This window comes from Halomonas citrativorans, from assembly GCF_014898005.1.
Lineage (GTDB): Bacteria > Pseudomonadota > Gammaproteobacteria > Pseudomonadales > Halomonadaceae > Vreelandella > Vreelandella citrativorans.
In genome coordinates, this window is the sequence record NZ_JABUYX010000005.1 from 209,152 (window position 1) to 227,289 (window position 18,138).

Sequence of the window (18,138 nt, forward strand, 5' to 3'; positions counted from 1 at the left end):
CATTCGTGCGGCCTTTTCAGGATTATCCAATGACGGCAGCGTGCCCTCCACAAATCCATACGTGCGAAAAGGCGCCAATAACGCTGGGTCACCTCTACAGCGTAGTCGACAAACCAAGCGTAATGATCACGTATCCGCTCACTATCCTGCCAGACCACCTCCGGTGGGTCACTCGCGTGCTCCCAAGGCGCAAAAATAGCCCAGCGGCGCCTGCAAGCATCGCGCAAAATGCCCATATTTGGCCTACATTACCTACTAGCAAGTGAAAGATTGAGCGCAACAACGGCAGGTCTACATATACGTTAAGCGGGCGTCCAAATGCCGTGTAAGTGGCGGCATTACCCAGGTTGGCGACCATACGTTAGATGAACAGTGTGCATAAAGGATTTAGTGTACAAAATTTGTTCAAACATGCTGGTAGTGATGTTAGCTCACCCTGTTTTAGTCAGCCGTCGAAAGGAACTCGCCTATGCGCTGTACGACGTTGAAGAGCCCGGAGATCGGAAAGTGGATATTACTGCTTGGCTGCTTTACGGCATTGCCAGCCAGTGCCCACACAGATGACCATTTCAATGCGGTCATTGAGCAGGCTAAACAGCTTGCTGAACAGGCGTATCAAGCGCCTGAAGAATCACTACCCTCGGCCCTAAAAGAGATTGATTACGACACCTATCGACAAATCCGCTTTTCGCCCGACCAGGCCTACTGGCGTGATGAAAGCCCCTTCAATTTACAGTTATTTCATAGCGGATTTATTTTTCAAACGCCTATCACGCTGAATATCATTGAGGGCGATGACGTTACTCCGCTGCCCTTCTCCAGCGATGATTTTCAGTACGATGACAATGCTGAGGCGCTTCTTGAGCAGGATTTAACCGGCAGTGGCCATGCCGGATTTCGGCTGCACTATCCCCTCAACAATGACGATTACGCGGATGAGTTCGCGGTCTTTTTAGGCGCCAGCTATTTCCGTTTGGTGGGCCAGGACCAAACCTACGGATTATCAACGCGAGGATTAGCGGTCGACACAGCGTCATCTGAAAAGGAAGAGTTTCCAGCCTTTCGGGAGTTTTGGCTATATAAGCCAGGCGAAGATGCCGATGAAATCACGCTGCTCGCTCTGCTCGACAGTCCATCGTTAAGCGGTGCTTACCGAATAACACTGCGTCCTGGTGAGCAAACCAATGCCGAGGTAGAAGCCGAGCTATTTGCCCGTCACGATGTCGCCAAGCTAGGTATAGCCCCGCTTACCAGCATGTACACGTTTGGCGAGTCTAGCCATGAAAGGTTTGATGATTTTCGGCCGCAGGTACACGACTCTGACGGATTATTAATACATACAGGCGCTGATGAATGGATTTGGCGCCCGCTCAGTAACCCTCAAGAGACACATATTTCAAGCTTTGTGGATAACGCCCCCCACGGTTTTGGGCTGATGCAGCGTGAGCGCGACTTTAGCCGCTATTTGGATATGGAAGCGCATTACCATCAACGGCCCAGCCAATGGGTAGCGCCTATTGATGCATGGGGCGCAGGTCATGTTGAACTAGTAGAAATACCCACTCCGGATGAAACCCACGACAATATTGTTGCCTATTGGGTCGACGATGAGCCGCTTAACGCTGGGGACTCACGCCACCTTCATTATCATACCCACACACTCAATGATGCCCAGGACCACGACGTAGGCCGAGTCATTCGCACCCGTCATGGCAAGGCCACCATTGAGGGGAGCGCCAGTGAAGGCGCTACATTAGAGCGCCAGTTTGTTGTCGATTTTCAAGGCGGTGCGCTTGACGACATTGCCCCAGACCAACCCGTCAAGCTCGACATTAGAACCCAAACCGGCAACGTCACGCAGCCCCATGTTATGTCGCTCCCCGATAACATGTGGCGCGCCAGCTTTCGAGTTCCGCCGACAACTGAACCAAGTGATATCCGCCTGCGTTTAATGCTCAACAACCAGCCCATTAGCGAAACCTGGAACTATGTGTGGTATCCCGATGCGTAAATCTATTGAACTTACCCCGTTGATTCCGTGGTTGGCCTTTCGTCGCGCATTGCTGACCGTGCTCGTCATCAGTTCCAGCATTGCTGGCTGTGTGGTGATGTTCAAGGTTATTTCCTTTTTGGAAATAGGCTGGCAAATCACCATGTTGGTACTGTTTGCACTAACGTTTAGCTGGATCGCCTTGGCGTTTTGGGGCGCTGTGTTCGGTTTTATTGTGTGCGCCCTGCGGCTAGATCCCTTAAGCCTGCGTCGGCAAGTGCCGCTTTCGCCTAACGGCAATTTACTGGTGAGTAAAACAGCGCTGGTCATGCCGATTTATGCAGAACCTCCCATCCCCACTATTGCAGGCCTCGAAGCGACCTGTCGCTCGCTAATTGAGCAGGCACACACCTCCTCGAACCGTCCTGAGACGCTCTTAAGCGAACACTTCGACGTCTTTATTCTGAGTGATACGCAGGACCTCAACAAAGCCCAGGAAGAGGCCGCCCACGTGGCAGCACTTCAGCAGCGCCTTGCCGGCCAATTGGCGGTTCACTACCGTCGCCGAGAGAACAACCATGAGCGTAAGGCAGGTAATATTGCCGATTTTTGCTGCCGCTGGGGACGCCGCTACGACTATATGGTGGTTCTGGATGCGGATAGCCTGATGAGTGGCGAGACGCTGTTAACGCTTGTTCACCGTATGCAGCGCGAGCCCGGTGTCGGCTTGATTCAAACCGTTCCGATTCCAGTTGGCCAACGCACGCTGTTTGGCCTTTTCACGCAGTTTGCCTCTGCACTTTACAGCCCGATGCTGGCCGCAGGCCAAAGCTTCTGGCAAGGCGATGCTGCCAACTACTGGGGGCATAACGCCATTGTGCGCACGCGCGCCTTTATGGCCAGCGCAGGCTTGCCTACCATTCCCGGCAAACCGCCGCTTGGCGGGGAAATTCTTAGCCACGATTTCGTTGAAGCCGCACTGTTAAAAAGAAGTGGCTGGCAGGTACTTCTTGATACCACGGCCACCACCGCCGTTTCACGCCATGACCCGTATGCCAGCGCCTCGCATAACAGCTTTGAGGCCATGCCCAGCAATATGCTCGACTTTGCCAAGCGTGACCGTCGTTGGCTGCAGGGAAATTTACAGCATCTACGTTTGCTAACGGGCGCGGGCTTTCATCCCATCAGTCGGCTACATTTTTTCTTCGGCGCCTTTGCCTATTTATCATCACTTGTGTGGCTCGCTCTGCTGGTGTGTACGAGTCTCCTGGTCGGCTACCAGGCGATTGATGAGCCGACAGAGCAAATGCTGCCCAAATCATTATCCGTAGGACTACTGACCATTACCTTGGGGATGCTGCTGGCACCCAAGTTTTTGGGGTTTTTACTGGCACTCGGACAGTGTCCTCATGCTTTTGGTGGCAGGCTTAAGCTATTCACCAGCATGGTATTGGAAATACTCTTTGCCGCGTTGATTGCACCCTTGATGATGGCATGGCACAGCCTGTTTATTATCACCGTGCTGCTAGGGCGCTCTATTGAGTGGCAAACCCAACCCCGAGGCGAGCGCTCTTTACCTTGGGGAGAAGTGTGGCAGCATGCTGGTTGGATGACGCTATGTGGCCTTGCCTGGGCGGGAGCTGTCATGCTGTTTTCCGCCTCAGCCTTTGGATGGCTATCGCCGGTATGGCTAGGCCTGCTGTTAGCCGTGCCGATCATCAAGTACTCCAGTAGCAGCACGTGGGGCGGCGTTATCAATCAGCGCTTAGGGCTGCTACAAACGCCTAGCACGCGTTTGAGCCCATCTTTGCTGGATGAATTTAACACCCTTATGGCGCGCGACAGTTCAACCTTGCCTGCCATGGCCGATGGTTCTCCGTACGTTCTTAATGCGCTGCCTTCTGAATTGTCTGGCGAGATGCCGCCTCAGTCGCTAAACCAGTTTAGCGTCCACGCGCCGTCGTCCCCGGCTGCCCAGACGAAGGAGCCTCATTAATGCCTAGCCAGCTAGCACATCGGCTAAGCAGTTCGATGCTGGTTTAACGCAGCCTGTGGTTCGCCACAGGTGCAGATGGCCTGCCCTCGGGCGACCTGTATGCCTGCCGAGTGGATCATCCCCTATCGGCGCGTGCCCACAGCGGGTGATGGTATGTGACAGCTTTTCAAACGTTAATTTTCGACCTAACCTGCCAACAGCGCTGTGGTTTCAAGCACAGGAGCGCTATGGTTACAAAAACGTGTTTACTAAAACGTTGATCAGGACCGGCTATCACACCCTCCATGCCAAGCTCCGTTACAAGGAGCTTACGCCAGGAATTCAGGATTTATGATTTACGATTGGCAAGCGCTTAGTGTTCCCGAGTTAGCGGCGGTCGCCGAGCGCGATCCTGTCGCCGTTTTAGTGCTGGGCGCGATTGAGCAGCACGGCACACACCTACCGTTAGGCACGGACCTTATTATTGGCGAAGGGCTGCAGGCTGCTATGCTGAGCGTTCTTGACCCTGCTCTAGAGGTCGTTTGCTTACCCTCTATTGCGGTGGGCGCAAGCGACGAGCACGCTAACTTCTCTGGCACGCTTAGCCTTCCTGCGTCGCTCGCGATTGCCACACTTGAAGCGTATGGGAAATGCGTCGCTCAGGCGGGCATCAACCGGCTGGTACTCATCAACAGCCATGGCGGTAATAAAGCCATTATGGAGTTGGCCGCGCTCACCCTACGCCAGCAGTTTAATATGCGCGTCGTTAAAGCGACGTATACGCGGCTACCACCGCTTGAAGGTGCGGTTGATGCCCAGGAGCTGCGTTATGGATTACACGGCGGGCTGCTTGAAACCGCCATGATGCAATACCTGGCGCCAACCACCGTCAATCTGGACAACTATCAGGCTGCCCCGCTCGGCACGTTAGAAAATTGCCGACTGGTAGGCCCGGAAGGGGCCGCCGCATTTGCCTGGCTTGCCGAGGACTTAAGCCAGCACGGCGTGGCCGGTGATGCCCACCAAGCCACGTCGGCATTGGGTGAGCGTCTGGTACACCATTACGCTGAGCAACTGGCAACCGTGATCACGGAAACAGCTCGGCTGCCTGCGTTTTAAGCGTGTTAATTACTTACTACCCGCAATGGCCTGGTGCGTTAGCGCCCATGTCGGCCTAATACGTCGCCGAAAAGATGGCCGGCTCGATTGGCTTTTGCGCTCAGGTAGCGATGATTCTGGTCGGTGACGCTCCCATAAAGTGCTTGACGCGATACCACCACAATCCCGCCTTCACGCAGGGCAGCGATCTTCAATGGGTTATTCGTCAGTAGCTGCACTTGAGAGATCTTCAGCGCATTAAGCATGTCCACCGCCACGGCGTACTGGCGCTCGTCGTCACCAAACCCCAGCACTTGGTCAGCATCCATGGTGTCCAGGCCACCGTCTTGCAAGGTATACGCGCGCAGCTTGTTGGCAAGCCCAATACCACGCCCCTCCTGGGCCAGGTAAAGCAATACACCGCCGCCCATAGCTTGAATGTCCGCCACGGCATTACGCAACTGCTCGCCACAGTCACAGCGCAGGCTGCCAAACAAATCGCCGGTCAGGCACGCAGAGTGCAGGCGTAAGGGGACCGCCCCTTCCAGCGTTTCAGGCTGCCCGATCACTACCGCCACATGCTCGCGTAGCCCATCCGGCTCGCGGAACAGCACAAAGCGACTTTCAGCAGCGTCTTCCAGCGGAATCCTGGCTTCGCTCACCCGTTTCAGCATACCCGGTGCACCGGCCAGGCACTTTGCAGCGTCTCTTGCATCAACCTCCAACAGCTTGCCTTGAGCAATTTCCTGCGCCACCGATTCAGCCGCCTGGTCACTCACATCGGCACATAGCGCGGCTGGAATTAGCAAAGCACGGCGCATGAGTGCGACCGCGCCACGCTCACCTGGCCCTGCGGGTTTAAGGCCACTTAATAAGGAATGCGCGGGTCGGCTCGCCGTTTGAACCACCGCGAGCGCCTGCAAATTATCTTCGTTCACATGCTCAACCAATGGCAAACAGGCTGCTTCCGCCGTTAGTGACATGCCCATCGCCTCCAGGCGATGGCGCGTTAATACCAGAGATGGTCGCGTCCCTGCGAGTTTGGCCAGCATATCGACCGACTCAATGCCCTCTAATGCCTGTACCAGCAGACGCTTTTCCCCCGTATTAAGCACAACCGGCAGCCCACGGCGAATGTCGAAAATAGCGCGTTCAATGTGATACATAGTGGCCTCCTGATTGCCTGGTGCAGCGGGTAGCGTACGCTTGCGTTGAACTATACGGCCCCGCAAGATAAGACTGTTTTCTCAGCGTGGAGGCGTTATGTCCGACACCCGTCACCATAGTGGCTGCATTGGTCCTAAAACATTGTTGGAGAAGAAGACGTCGCTGGATATAGACACGGCGTGGGCGTGGCTGTTGGCAATACGTGAAGGCCGAACAACCGAGGCGCCATTGCGGCTCGACGCTGAGGGCAACTGGCACCGTCAGAACGCTATAACACCGGCGGCCACTGACCTGCTGGACTGCTTGGTGCCGCTGGCAAGCCGCCCCCACTGGGTGATTGCCCAGCTGGGGCAAAGCCTGGACGGGCGTATTGCGACGCAGAGCGGCCACTCGCACTACGTCAACGGCCATGAGAGCCTGATTCACCTGCATCGGCTGCGGGCGCTGGTGGATGCCGTTATCGTCGGCGCCGGTACGGCCAGTGCTGACGACCCCCAATTGACAGTGCGTCATGTCACCGGCACGCATCCCACGCGGGTAGTGCTTGATCCGCGCGGTCGTGTGCCCGCAGGCATAAAGCTGTTCCACACCGACTCGGCGCCCACGCTGCACATCGTGGGGCCGGATACACCGCCGCCGCCCAATTCGCGGGTTCAGCGCCATGTACTGCCGCTGAATGCGCAGGGGCAGTTCGCCCCAAATGATGTAATCACGCTGCTTAATCAGTGTGGTTTGAAGCGCATTCTGGTGGAAGGGGGCGGCATAACGGTTTCCCGGTTTATTGAAGCAAACGTCATTGATCGCCTGCACCTTCTGGTCGCCCCACTGCTGATCGGCTCGGGCAGGCCGGGGCTTCAGATGACGCCTATCGAGACGCTTGGAAGTGCTCTGCGCCCGACGATGCGAACGTTTCGCTGTGGAGACGACACGCTGTTTGATGTGGTACTGAGAGCCACCACCTTTACCTGACGGCTGGGCACGGTGACGTTTATCCAACGCCACCCAAATGCCCGGCAGGCTTGAAAGCAGTACTAACACGCCATAAGCAAGGGATACCGCAACCCCTTGAGCAGTGGGCAGCCCCACCAGCGCCCAAGTGGCCACAGCGGCCCCTTCACGCAGTCCCCACCCGGCAACGGACAGCGGAATTAACATGGCTAACAGAAGCACCGGCGCCAATGCCAAAATTTTCGACGCCGCAAGCTCGACACCAATGGCCCGCGCCGCACAGACCATAACGACCCCATAGCTCATGACAATAACGAGCGAAGATGCCAGTTGTAAGTGCCACACCCCGGGGCTAAAAAGGCCTCGCTTGATATCCACCCCCATCGAATGACACCACGCCGGTAGCCGCGATGAAGGCAAGCGCACTACTCCTTGCCACACGGCCACGCCTGCAAAGCACAGCCCACCAACAATAGTGAGGCTAACCGGCCAGCCAAGCACGGCGTGCCATAGCGGAGAAAGTAACAGGGCCGCAATGGTTAAACCCACCACAGCCACCTGCCCAGAGGTGCGCTCGATAATTACCGCCCGCCATGCGCTACCCCGTGAGCCTGCTTGTTGAGCGTGCCGATGAGCGCGGCCAGCATCGCCTAAAATGCCACCAGGCAATATCTGATTCACTAACAAGGCAAGATAGTACTCCCGCAATGCATAGCTAAACCGCAGCGGAGCCCCCACTCGGTTGGCCGTCAACTGCCATCGCCACGCACTGAGCATAATTTGAACCACGCTAATCAGCAGCGCCACAACGACCCAGCCCAACGATAAGCGCTGTACCTGGCCCATGATGTCACGGGGCTCTACAAATAACGCGATCACCACCAGCAAGCCAGCGCTCATTAGCCCGCGTCGAACCCAAGGAGAGCGCCATATCCGCTGCATGTTCATCGGGCTACGCCCTTTTTTCTGGCGTTGCTAGCAGGTCGCAATGCCCCACCCAAATGCCTACTTCACCGGAAGCCACCAAGTGTGTACGTCGCTCACGCCACTCACCAATACGAGTAGCGGCCTCTGGTGCCTGCTCTGTCGCCGCTTCCGCCCAGCCGTTAATGAGCGCCGTCATTAAAGATTGATGTAAACGGTTAGCCGAACTCAACAGCCAAGGGGTAGCAACCTGTTCAACCTGATAATTCGCTTGTTCAAGCGCATTAACCAGCGTCTCGTGAGCCTGCCCGCCCAAGGCATCACCTAATCCTTTGTCGCGATGCTGATGCGCCATAAACAGCGCCAGTAGCCAGTGGTCATCATCATCGGATAACGGCTCATCATCGGCATCGGTAAAGCCCCACTCTCCGTTCACGCTAAGGGCCATTAAAAGCGCCTGATCACGTGCCTGACAGTGCGTTACGAGCGTTTCGATCCAACCTTGCGATACAAGATCCAGCAGTGCCGATGCGGTTATCAGATCCGCATCCTGCAGAGGCACATGAACAAGCGAATCAAGCGACGTGCAGAGCGTTTCTACCCAAATGCCCGCCTGGGCATTTTCCAACTTGCCGATGCTGTCGCGGGCGTCGTTGAGTAGTTCAGCGTCATGGTCAATGAACGTCCAGTGCTGCGGGGTCGGTAGAAAAGGCACGAGGAAGCGCATATTGCTTCCTCTGCCTGACCCTAAATCGACCAGCCTCGGCGTCTGAGTGCGTTCGTTTAGCCATATAGCGGCTTTTTGAGGAAGCTGCTGGCTTCTAAACGTAACGTCCGCCTCTTCACGTAGCGTGAGCCAATCGGCCTCAAACTGGCTGCCATTATGAAAAGAGGGAGCCGGGTTCAGCGCTTTAGCAAACGCAGCACCGGCATGCTGCCAATCGCTAAGCGTTTCACGTACCGCTTCTGCACCGGCTTTAAGCGACGCTCGCAGCTCGGGTTCATCGCAGAAACGGCTCAGTGCATGTGTCAGTGCTTTTACATCCCCAGGTGTTACTTTAAGGCCTGCGCCTTCCGGCAAGGTTTCATCAAGAGCGCCCCCGGTCGTGGTAATGACAGGCAGGCCTCGCGCCAGCGCCTCGGTGACCACCATGCCATAGCCTTCGTACCAGGAAGGCAGTACCAGGGCATGCGCGTTTTCGTACGTCCTGGTTAAGGTCGTCGCGTCGCACTCGCCGTGCAGCTGCACACAAGACGCAAGCCCATGCGCCTCAATCAACTGCGCTACCCGGTCGGCAAACGCCGCATCACGTGCGCCGCCATAACAGTTACACTGCCAGTTTCTCTGGTTTAATCCCGCCAACGCCTGGACCAACACATCCTGCCCCTTACGCGGAACAAGCGTTGCCACACACACAAACCGCAGCGGCTCGCCAAGCGCTGGGGCGGCGTTAATGGGGACAACGTCCACCCCAGGTTCAACAACACTAACCGTGGCCGCTATAGGCATGGCGTAGCGGTTTGCCAACGCCTTCAATCGGCGCTCAGTAAACCGGCTGGTCACGATTATTTGTGAGACGGCGGCAAGCGCCGTAAGCTCAGACTGATGAAATTGCTGCTGCTCGGATTCGCTTAGCCCTTGCTCATCCCCCAGCGGATGATGCACCAGTGCTGTTATCATCAACCGATTGGCCTGCTCAATAATGATGTCCGGTAACATCCCCATGGCGAGACCATCGATCACCACGTCCGTGGCCTCGGGCAAATCGTTTAGTGCCGTAGCCAATTGCTCGGCAGCCTCCTGGTCGGCATTAGGGAAGCGGCCTGATAAGCAGATGACATCGACGGTGCGCCCTTCCTGACGCAGCGCTTCGATAATGCGCGCATCGTAGATATAGCCGCCGGTGCGCTGATCAAGCGCCCCCGCGATAATAAACGTCAGTGGTTCACTCATAGATCGCCTTCATAGCTTGCCCAGGCAATATGCGACTCATGCAGTTTGACTTCCATACGAGCGATGCCTTGCGCGGTTTTCCCCATTCGGCCCTCGCCGATGGCATCGGCCAAACGGCTGAAGATAACGCTGGCCATAAACTCGGTTGAGGTGTTTTTACCCTTAAAGGCTTCTTCGTCATCCAGATTGCGATAGTTCAGGTGTGACAACACCTCCTTGAGCGTTTCGCTGGCGAGGCCGATATCAATCACTAATCCGTCCTCATCAAGCTCCGGGCGCTGAAAGACCACATCAACGACATATGTTGCCCCATGCGTGCGCTGGGCAGGACCAAAAATGTCACCTTTAAAGCTATGCGCAATCATAAAGTGATCACGAACACATAGACGGTACATAAACGCTCCTGATAGTAAGCTGTAGTGATTAAGCGTGAGCGGGGTAACGAAGGCGGTGGCATAGCACATCACTGCCCGCAGAAAAGAGTTTGGGAGCAAGCTGGGGCAAGGCGTCAAAGTCGCTCTCGCCACTAATCAGTGCGTCTAATCGGCTATCGTTTAACAGGCTCAAGGCCAACATTAAACGGCGCTGAAAGTCCCAGCGCGGGCGCAATTTAGCGGGTAGCTGGCCCACCTGGCTGGCGCGCAGGCTAAGGCGCTGTGAATGAAACGCACCGCCCAAGGGGATACTCACCTCCCCTTCGCCAAACCAGCTCATTTCGATAATTCGGCCTTCGTTGCCGACCTGGCTTAGCGCTTGGCGTAAGCCTTCGGGGTGGCCACTGGCGTGAATGATGCAGTCTTGATCGTTGGGCGCTTGTTCCGGGGTACAAAAGACAAGGCCTAAACGCTCAGCGAGCGCTTGGCGCTTCGGGTTAATATCAATCAGCGTGACGCTCACGCCGGGGATCTGTGAACACAGGTAAGCCACCAGGGCGCCTACAACACCGGCCCCGATAACACTGACGCGTTCCCCAAGCATTGGTTCGGCGTCCCAAACGCCGTTAATGGCCGTCTCCATATTGGCGGCCAGCACGGCGCGCGGCACCGGTATATTGTCAGGAATAGGCAATACGGCGGAAGCAGGAACGACATAGCGATCCTGATGGGGATAGAGACAAAATACTGTTTTGTTAAGCAAGTGCGCAGGCCCTTGCTCAACAACGCCGACACTACAGTAGCCATACTTGACCGGCGCGGGAAAACTACCTGCCTGAAAAGGGGCCTGCATACGCTCCACTTCACTTTCGGGTACGCGAGCGTTGAATACCAGCGACTCAGTGCCACGGCTAACGCCACTGAACAGGGCACGTACGCGTACGTCTTCCTCCCCTACGCTGGTGAGCGTCTCTTTTTTAAGCTCGCCAGCCCTTGGGCGCGTTACCCAGAAGGCAGTGGCCGTATCGTTCGCCGACATGTCATTTCCCTATTATTCGCGTTTTCATCCAACCAGTTGGGCGCCTCTACCGTTAATCTGGCATGGCCAACGTATGAAATTTTTGTGGCGTACCGTAAAGCTTAGCCCAGAAAAGACACAGGTCGATGAATGCGGGCGCCAATTTCGTTTAAGAACGGTTAAAAATGTACGCAGGTACTTTTCAGGGACATCAATACGCTATGATTAATGGGGTAGACAACCGCAGAGCCACGTATAAGAAGCGTATATATAAAACAGGCTCACCCATCAATTGACTGCGGGCGGGATATCCGCTTTGCGAGACACAATGGTTCGAATTACCACGCTCGCTTCTAGCCATCTTTTATCGAGCCGCCTCTACAGCGCCAGCGAACTAGCGGTGGGCAGTTTGCTACTGCTGGGGCTGGGCAGCCTGCTACCCACATTGACGGTAACGGCTTTGAACTGGGGGCTAGCGTTTGGCACCTATGCGTTTATTAGCCTTTGCGTATTGATTTTCTGGTCGGGTGGCGCACTTGGCTGGGCCAACAGAATAACGTTACTGCGTGCCGTATTAGTCGCGTTGGTGGCGGGGGCGCTGGCCGACAATGTATTCACTCATGCCATTTGGCTATGGCTTGTTACCGCGACCACCGCGCTGATGCTGGATGGCGTGGACGGCTGGATAGCCAGAAAAACGCAGAGCTATAGCACGTTTGGCGCCCGTTTTGATATGGAGCTGGATGCGCTGCTTATCCTGTTGCTCTGCGTGGGGTTAATTCAACTTGAATCGTTAGGGCTGTGGGTACTTTTGATTGGCGTTACGCGCTATTTATTTGTGGTGGCTAGCTGGCACTTTACGTGGCTTTCAGCCCCTTTATTTGCCAGCAGGCGCCGTAAAGTGGTGTGCGTTTGGCAAGTATCCGCCCTGCTATTGGCGCTCACCCCGCTGACGCCCACGCTCGTTGCGAGCCTATTGGCGTTTAGCGCACTACTCTCACTTGCCTACTCCTTTGGCATCGACACCTGGTGGCTTTATCAACAGCGCCGACGCCAAGCACTTTAATGACCTGCACGTTACTTACCCTGCTACTGATGGGCGCTATGCCTGGCATAGCGCCCAATGATTTACTCGCTAATTTGCTGCTGTAACGCATTCAATTCTTCAGTATGGCGTTCCAGCTCAAGCGTTGCCTCTTCCAGCTTAACGCGCCTTTTTTCAATGTCATCGTCATCGCCTTCATTGAGCGCTTCTTCAAATTCCGCCTGGCGCTCTTGAACCTCTGCAAGGCTCTCTTTTACTTCATCCGTTGCATCATTTAGTACACTTTCATTCGTGCAGTTATCGTCAATCGCATCTAACGCGCGCTGCAGGCCTTCCTCTCGATGCTGATTACCCTGAGCCTGGGCATGCGCTAACTGCTCACGAACATCGGCTGCCTTGCTTTCACATAAATCATCGGCGGCAGCGGCGACCGGTGGTAACAACATACCCGTTAATAAGGCAACAACACCTGCCTGAATCATATTTTTTTTCATGTTTTTCCCTATAACAGCTCATTTGATAAATACTGACTCATCGCGGGTTAGATACACAAAATGCCTGGCAGTTCGCGGTCGCCACTCTGTTTAAACGTTGCTGACGCAATGACCAAGGACTCATCACCCGTGCGTATGGCCAATGTTGGCTACCGCCTCCTGGATTAGATCATGATAAAAGCGTTACATTAACCCTCAAGAAGATGCGCACAAGGACCGTAACCGTATGATCAATCTCGCCATTTATCGCCCCTTGATAGCCCCCCTGCTCATGATGGTGATGCCTACCGCAAGTTATGCAGCGGCAAATATTCAAGTGGCGGCGGCAGCTTCGCTTACCGATGCACTTAACGAAGCTATCGCGACCTATGAAGCGCAGCATGATGTATCTGTAACGCCGATCTATGCATCTTCATCCACCCTTGCCCGCCAAATTGCCAACGGCAGCCCGGCGGCGCTGTTTATTTCAGCAAACGTTGAGTGGATGGACTGGCTGGAAGCCCAAGGCATTAATGTTCAAAAGCGCAGTGATTTACTGTACAACCGCTTGGCGCTGGTTTCAGCAAGCCCAGACGCTCCCGAGCATTTCACACCAGGCGAAGACGCCCGCATCGCCACGCTGCTGGGTGAGCGGGACCGACTCTCGGTCGGCGACCCGGACCATGTGCCGGCAGGCATCTACACCCAACAGGCGCTTGAAGCGCTAGGAGAGTGGGAGGAGCTACTCCCAAGGCTTGCGCGTGGCAACGACGTACGCGCAGCCCTTACACTGGTGGAGCGCCAAGAAACGCCTGCGGGTGTTGTGTATCAAACCGACGCATTAGCCAGCCAACAAGTAAGAGTATTGGGGCTTTTCCCGCCTGAAACGCATGCGCCTATCACCTACCCGATTGCCTTAATCGACGCCGAGCAGAACGATGCAGCGATTGCTTTACGCCAATGGCTTGAGAGCGAAGAAGCACTGAGCATCTTTGCACAGTACGGATTTGATACCGATATGGATGCCCGGTGAGCCTTTCGCCTGCTGAGTGGGAGGTCATCCGCCTAAGCTTGTTAATCGGGCTGGCCGCCATCGCCTGGATTTTACCGCCGGGAATTGCCGTGGCCTGGTGGCTGGCGCGCTTTGAGTTTAGCGGTAAAGCAGTGGTGGACGGCTTGATTCACCTACCACTGGTGTTGCCGCCTGTAGTAGTCGGCTATTTATTGCTGGTGACGCTGGGTAGACAAGGCGTTATTGGCCAATGGTTGTATAGCACGCTGGGCGTGTCGCTGCCGTTTACCTGGCAAGGCGCTGCGGTCGCCAGCGGCGTAATGGCGTTTCCACTGCTGGTACGCGCATTACGGCTCTCCCTTGAAGCAGTTGACCCCAAGCTTGAAGCCGCCGCCAGCACGCTGGGCGCTAGCCGATGGCGGGTGTTTACCACGATTACGCTGCCGCTGGCCGTGCCCGGCCTGTTAACCGGCACGGTGCTCGCTTTTGCGCGGGCGCTTTCCGAGTTTGGCGCAACGATTACCTTTGCTTCCAACATCCCCGGCGAAACCCGCACCTTGCCGCTGGCGCTTTACACTCTGATTCAATCACCCGGCCAAGAGGCCGCCGCCGCGCGGCTGTGCCTAATCGCCATTGCCATTGCGCTGGTATCGTTAATTGCCTCGGAATGGCTAGCCCGGCGCACCCGACAACGCCTACAGGAACGCGATGGCTAACGTAACGACTACTCCTCAGGCCAGCGACCCACGACTCAAACTGCAGGTTGAACAGCAGTTGGGGGATTTTCATCTTTCAGTTGCACTCAACTTGCCCGCGACAGGCGTAAGCGGCTTTTTTGGCCCCTCCGGCAGCGGAAAAACCAGCCTGCTTAGGCTGATAGCCGGGCTTGAAAGGCCAAAACAGGGCGTCCTAACACTGGGCGAGCAGACCTTGCTGGATACCCGGCAAGGCATCTTCGTACCGCCGCACCGTCGGCGTATTGGCGTTGTATTTCAAGAAGCGCGCCTGTTTCCGCACTACCGCGTGCGCGGCAATTTAATCTACGGCATGCGTCGCCCAGCTTTGCAGCGCTTTGCCGAGATAGTAGAACTACTGGGTATCGAAGCCTTGCTGGAGCGCATGCCCGGCACGCTTTCAGGGGGTGAAGCGCGCCGTGTGGCCATTGGCCGAGCGCTACTCAGTGACCCCCAACTGCTTCTTATGGATGAACCGCTAACCGGGCTTGATGGCGCGCGCAAAGAGGAGCTGCTGCGCTACATCACCCGGCTCACCCAGCAGGTGGATATTCCGGTTATCTACGTTAGCCATGATGCCGAAGAGATCACGGCGATTGCCGATCATTTGGTGGTAATGAAAGCCGGACAGGTTCGCGCCAGCGACACACTGGGCGCCCTGCTCCAGCGCTTTGATCTAACCCATGAGCTGGGGGGATTTGATGCGGCCTCGCTACTGCAAGGCGAAGTAGTCGCCCATGAAAACGCGTATGGCCTGACCCATTTAGCGCTTGATGACGAACATCAGTTGGTACTGCCTGGCACCTCAGCGCCGATTGGCAGCCGCTTGCGAGTACGTATTTTGGCCCGCGATATTGCCTTGGCGCTTACTCCACCCGCCAACACCAGTTATCGCAACCAGCTCAGCGCCACTATCACTGATTTCATCACCCTCCCTGAAGCGCCTTATACGGTGGAGCTGCGTTTAAGCATCGGCCGGTTTTTCTTACGCGCCCGGTTAACGCGTAAATCATGGGATGAGATGGGGTTGGCAAAAGGCATGCAGGTCACGGCACTCATTCGCAGCGTGTCGTTTACGGCATGTTAAGTGTGTCTGGCTGAACGGATACGTTGCCTCTGCTATCGCTCACTTTCGCGCTGATCCAGCGTCTGATGTATCAGAGTGATCGCGTAAGCAGCGGTGTTATCCGTCGAATCGTTGGCCGCCAAATCGTTGGCCGCTAAGTCATTATCCGCTGACGTCGACAGGTTATTTTGAACAGGGCTCTCTAAAGCGGGCGCCTCAAGATGATTCTCGGCCGGGTGGGCAAGCCGAGCGCGAATACCAGCGATTGCTTGCTGCTCTTGCTCATTTGGCGAAGCCTGGCTAAACCGACGCTCCAGCAGATGCGCGGCGTACGCCAGGGTCGAGGCGTACTTCAAGTTCTGATAAGCCCACCGGTGCGTCGCCCCGAACGAGATGAAGCTTTGCATGGGGCTTGCAGCATCAACGAAGCTCGCCCGTGCTGTATCAAGCGCGGTGACGGATCCTATCAGACGTGAATGACGCTTCGCGTCGCCCTCTTCGGCGATGATATCCCCCAGTAGCTTTTCAAACGCTGATAGAAAGCGATCAAATGCCTGACGGGCCTGCTCGCGAGTACTCTGCGGTAAGACGGCAAGCGAGACGATGATTCCCGCGAAGGCCCCCACCAGCGTTTCTTCCAGCCGCAGGACAAGCAACCCCGGCGTAAACTCTCCCAGAATGCCGTAGATGAGCGAAAGAGCGATGGTGATTAGAAACGTCATCATCGCGTAAGAGAGCATCATCAGATAAAACGCTGCAAAGATCGAGATCGCCACCAGCGGTATGGTCCAGTAGAGATTGCTATGCACCAGGGTAGCAAGCCCAATACCCACGCAAATGCCCACAGCAGTACCCAGCGCCCGGTTAAGCCCACGAACGGCGACAGCACCCCGCGACTGAGTATTGGAGAAAATCAGAAAGGCCGTCATCACCGCCCAGAACCACCTTTCTGGAGACAACGCGAGACCCACAATCATGGCAATGCCGGATGCCAGTGTTACCTGAACAGCTTGCCTGAAGAATGGATTGGCGAGAAGGCTTCCGTGCGGCGACGAGGCCGCGGCAGGCACCGAAGGCGGGCGCTTGGGAGATGAAGCCGAAGAGGAAGTATCGATAGAAGCGACATCGGCACGCACTTTTACTTCAACATCCCGCAGCTCAGTGAGCTGCTTTTCAAGCACGGCAAGCTCGGGGCCGGATGTTTTATGATCAACTTTTAGCGCGTCATCGAGCACCCTTTCGATAGCAAGTCTCAGGTCAAACAGGCGCATCGCCAGTAGATCGGCTAATTTGATATCCATTGCTTCCGACATGGCGGGTAGATAGCTTTCGCATAAGAAAGTCGCCTCCTGCGCCCGACGTGCCAGTCGGGTCGTTTCACGCAAGTCGATCGCCATTCCAGCCTGCAGCGAACGTGCGACCCCGGCCTGCAACCGGTCTGCAGAGAGCAGGGAGGCACGTATCGCCCGTTCAAAATCTTGAACGGGCCGTTCCGGCAGCACAAAATTGCGGACGAAATGCGCGATAAAGCCTGATAGCGCTAATGAAATAGCGATATCCATTAGGTCCGTATCAGGCGCCTTCAAAAAGGCAGCGATGACACCGCACATAAAGGTGAACGCGCCGACGCCCTGCCAGCGAGCGCCAAACTGGCGTATAAACACTGCCCAAAAAATGACCCCAAGCAGCACGGCACTAATGTGAAGAATCGAGTGTTCAACTAGCGAAATCGCCGCAATAACGGCGAAGCCGCAGAGTGCGGCAAAAATGCGGGAAACAGCGCGTTTGCCAGCCGTTGCATCCTTTATGGCCACCGCTCCTTGAAGCGCAGTAAGCATCGCAACGGCATAGGCTGGCGCAGGCATGGGAAACCAGCGATGAAGAAGGAGAAGCGCCAAGCAGACAAGCCCCATCGTGAGCATTGTGCGCACAGCCAAGCGAAGCCGAACCCGGCCAGGGTCAGACGTCAAAATACTCAGTCTGAAACGGCCAAGAGCACAGGTTGCGAAATCGTAAGGTCTAATCACCATTATTGACAGGGCTCGGTAGTAAGCAATCGGGTAGAAGCGGCCAACAAACGTCTCATATTCACTCCAGCCACTTTTATAAAGCCGAGACGTCTGAGACACATCGTTATGGGAGAGGGTGTTCAAAACTTTGTGTCAGTTTGGTCATTATAGGTCGATATGACCGTCCAGGCGTTTTGGGAAATGTATCGCCATTTGCGACAGCGTCAGGTTCCAATTTTGCACAGGGTGAGTCCAGCGTTCTGAGGCCTTGAGGATACCCGCATACAGCAGTTTCAACAGGCTATTTTCGTTGGCAAACCCACCCTTGGTCTTGGTGAGTTTTCGGAACTG

At 55.7% G+C, this 18,138-nt stretch carries 14 protein-coding genes and 2 pseudogenes; 8 read left to right on the forward strand and 8 right to left on the reverse strand.

Going from position 1 to position 18,138, the window contains the following annotated elements; genetic code table 11:
* Positions 1-469: 469 nt before the first annotated feature.
* The 3 genes from INT20_RS08630 to INT20_RS08640 all read left to right on the forward strand — a co-directional run bounded on the left by INT20_RS08630 (position 470) and on the right by INT20_RS08640 (position 5,084).
* Positions 470-2,011 carry a glucan biosynthesis protein gene (locus INT20_RS08630; RefSeq protein WP_193056787.1) on the forward strand — a complete coding sequence of 514 codons (1,542 nt, stop codon included), beginning with the start codon at positions 470-472 and terminating at the stop codon, positions 2,009-2,011.
* Positions 2,004-3,986, forward strand: coding sequence for a glucans biosynthesis glucosyltransferase MdoH (mdoH, locus tag INT20_RS08635; protein WP_193056788.1), 1,983 nt, complete (start codon positions 2,004-2,006; stop codon positions 3,984-3,986). The genes INT20_RS08630 and mdoH overlap by 8 nt, the downstream gene beginning before the upstream one ends.
* Before the next feature lie 330 nt (positions 3,987-4,316).
* Complete coding sequence (locus INT20_RS08640; RefSeq protein ID WP_172117301.1) at positions 4,317-5,084, forward strand: creatininase family protein; 768 nt, start codon at positions 4,317-4,319, stop codon at positions 5,082-5,084.
* Positions 5,085-5,122: 38 nt separating this feature from the next.
* Here the strand turns inward: INT20_RS08640 and ribA are convergent, their stop codons facing one another.
* The gene (gene ribA, locus INT20_RS08645) at positions 5,123-6,229 is read right to left on the reverse strand and encodes a GTP cyclohydrolase II RibA (protein WP_193056789.1); all 1,107 of its coding nucleotides are present in this window, start codon (positions 6,227-6,229) and stop codon (positions 5,123-5,125) included.
* Between the two features lie 97 nt (positions 6,230-6,326).
* Between ribA and INT20_RS08650 the strand changes: the two genes are divergently transcribed.
* Positions 6,327-7,199, forward strand: a complete 873-nt coding sequence (locus tag INT20_RS08650; protein WP_193056801.1) for a RibD family protein — start codon at positions 6,327-6,329, stop codon at positions 7,197-7,199.
* A 111-nt stretch (positions 7,200-7,310) separates the two neighbouring features.
* On the opposite strand, the pseudogene INT20_RS18065 reads toward INT20_RS08650, so the two are convergent.
* The 4 genes and pseudogenes from INT20_RS18065 to INT20_RS08665 form a co-directional block, all read right to left on the reverse strand.
* A pseudogene (locus tag INT20_RS18065) lies at positions 7,311-8,126 on the reverse strand (lysylphosphatidylglycerol synthase transmembrane domain-containing protein); the annotation flags it as partial.
* Positions 8,127-8,130: 4 nt separating this feature from the next.
* Positions 8,131-10,056, reverse strand: a complete 1,926-nt coding sequence (locus INT20_RS08655; protein WP_193056790.1) for a glycosyltransferase family 4 protein — start codon at positions 10,054-10,056, stop codon at positions 8,131-8,133.
* Complete coding sequence (locus INT20_RS08660) at positions 10,053-10,451, reverse strand: 6-pyruvoyl trahydropterin synthase family protein (protein WP_087109789.1); 399 nt, start codon at positions 10,449-10,451, stop codon at positions 10,053-10,055. The genes INT20_RS08655 and INT20_RS08660 overlap by 4 nt, the downstream gene beginning before the upstream one ends.
* Before the next feature lie 28 nt (positions 10,452-10,479).
* Complete coding sequence (locus INT20_RS08665; RefSeq protein ID WP_193056791.1) at positions 10,480-11,469, reverse strand: zinc-dependent alcohol dehydrogenase; 990 nt, start codon at positions 11,467-11,469, stop codon at positions 10,480-10,482.
* 307 nt (positions 11,470-11,776) lie between these two features.
* Here INT20_RS08665 and INT20_RS08670 point away from each other — a divergent pair, with 307 nt between their 5' ends.
* Positions 11,777-12,514, forward strand: coding sequence for a CDP-alcohol phosphatidyltransferase family protein (locus INT20_RS08670; RefSeq protein ID WP_193056792.1), 738 nt, complete (start codon positions 11,777-11,779; stop codon positions 12,512-12,514).
* Between the two features lie 62 nt (positions 12,515-12,576).
* Here INT20_RS08670 and INT20_RS08675 read toward each other — a convergent pair whose 3' ends face one another.
* Positions 12,577-12,987: a DUF1090 domain-containing protein gene (locus INT20_RS08675; protein ID WP_193056793.1), complete on the reverse strand. Its 411-nt coding sequence runs from the start codon at positions 12,985-12,987 to the stop codon at positions 12,577-12,579.
* Between the two features lie 226 nt (positions 12,988-13,213).
* On the opposite strand from INT20_RS08675, the gene modA reads away from it, so the two are divergent.
* Genes modA through modC form a run of 3 tightly spaced genes read left to right on the forward strand, consistent with a single transcriptional unit; the run spans position 13,214 to position 15,799 of the window.
* On the forward strand, positions 13,214-13,999 hold the full coding sequence (modA, locus tag INT20_RS08680; RefSeq protein WP_193056794.1) for a molybdate ABC transporter substrate-binding protein: 786 nt from the start codon (positions 13,214-13,216) through the stop codon (positions 13,997-13,999).
* On the forward strand, positions 13,996-14,694 hold the full coding sequence (gene modB / locus INT20_RS08685) for a molybdate ABC transporter permease subunit (RefSeq protein ID WP_193056795.1): 699 nt from the start codon (positions 13,996-13,998) through the stop codon (positions 14,692-14,694). The genes modA and modB overlap by 4 nt, the downstream gene beginning before the upstream one ends.
* Positions 14,687-15,799 carry a molybdenum ABC transporter ATP-binding protein gene (gene modC / locus INT20_RS08690; RefSeq protein WP_193056796.1) on the forward strand — a complete coding sequence of 371 codons (1,113 nt, stop codon included), beginning with the start codon at positions 14,687-14,689 and terminating at the stop codon, positions 15,797-15,799. The genes modB and modC overlap by 8 nt, the downstream gene beginning before the upstream one ends.
* A gap of 32 nt (positions 15,800-15,831) precedes the next feature.
* Here modC and INT20_RS08695 read toward each other — a convergent pair whose 3' ends face one another.
* Positions 15,832-17,931 (reverse strand): FUSC family protein, encoded by a 2,100-nt coding sequence (locus INT20_RS08695; protein ID WP_193056797.1) that lies wholly within the window; start codon positions 17,929-17,931, stop codon positions 15,832-15,834.
* A gap of 21 nt (positions 17,932-17,952) precedes the next feature.
* Positions 17,953-18,138, reverse strand: a pseudogene (locus tag INT20_RS08700) (IS256 family transposase); the annotation flags it as partial.

Bases quoted from the DNA above. Each gene is read 5' to 3' on its own strand.
- modA (WP_193056794.1), top strand. From the start codon at position 13,214: ATGATCAATCTCGCCATTTATCGCCCCTTGATAGCCCCCCTGCTCATG.
- ribA (WP_193056789.1), bottom strand. From the start codon at position 6,229: ATGTATCACATTGAACGCGCTATTTTCGACATTCGCCGTGGGCTGCCG.
- INT20_RS08630 (WP_193056787.1), top strand. From the start codon at position 470: ATGCGCTGTACGACGTTGAAGAGCCCGGAGATCGGAAAGTGGATATTA.
- modC (WP_193056796.1), top strand. From the start codon at position 14,687: ATGGCTAACGTAACGACTACTCCTCAGGCCAGCGACCCACGACTCAAA.
- INT20_RS08640 (WP_172117301.1), top strand. From the start codon at position 4,317: ATGATTTACGATTGGCAAGCGCTTAGTGTTCCCGAGTTAGCGGCGGTC.
- INT20_RS08670 (WP_193056792.1), top strand. From the start codon at position 11,777: ATGGTTCGAATTACCACGCTCGCTTCTAGCCATCTTTTATCGAGCCGC.
- INT20_RS08655 (WP_193056790.1), bottom strand. From the start codon at position 10,056: ATGAGTGAACCACTGACGTTTATTATCGCGGGGGCGCTTGATCAGCGC.
- INT20_RS08660 (WP_087109789.1), bottom strand. From the start codon at position 10,451: ATGTACCGTCTATGTGTTCGTGATCACTTTATGATTGCGCATAGCTTT.
- INT20_RS08675 (WP_193056793.1), bottom strand. From the start codon at position 12,987: ATGAAAAAAAATATGATTCAGGCAGGTGTTGTTGCCTTATTAACGGGT.
- INT20_RS08650 (WP_193056801.1), top strand. From the start codon at position 6,327: ATGTCCGACACCCGTCACCATAGTGGCTGCATTGGTCCTAAAACATTG.
- INT20_RS08665 (WP_193056791.1), bottom strand. From the start codon at position 11,469: ATGTCGGCGAACGATACGGCCACTGCCTTCTGGGTAACGCGCCCAAGG.
- mdoH (WP_193056788.1), top strand. From the start codon at position 2,004: ATGCGTAAATCTATTGAACTTACCCCGTTGATTCCGTGGTTGGCCTTT.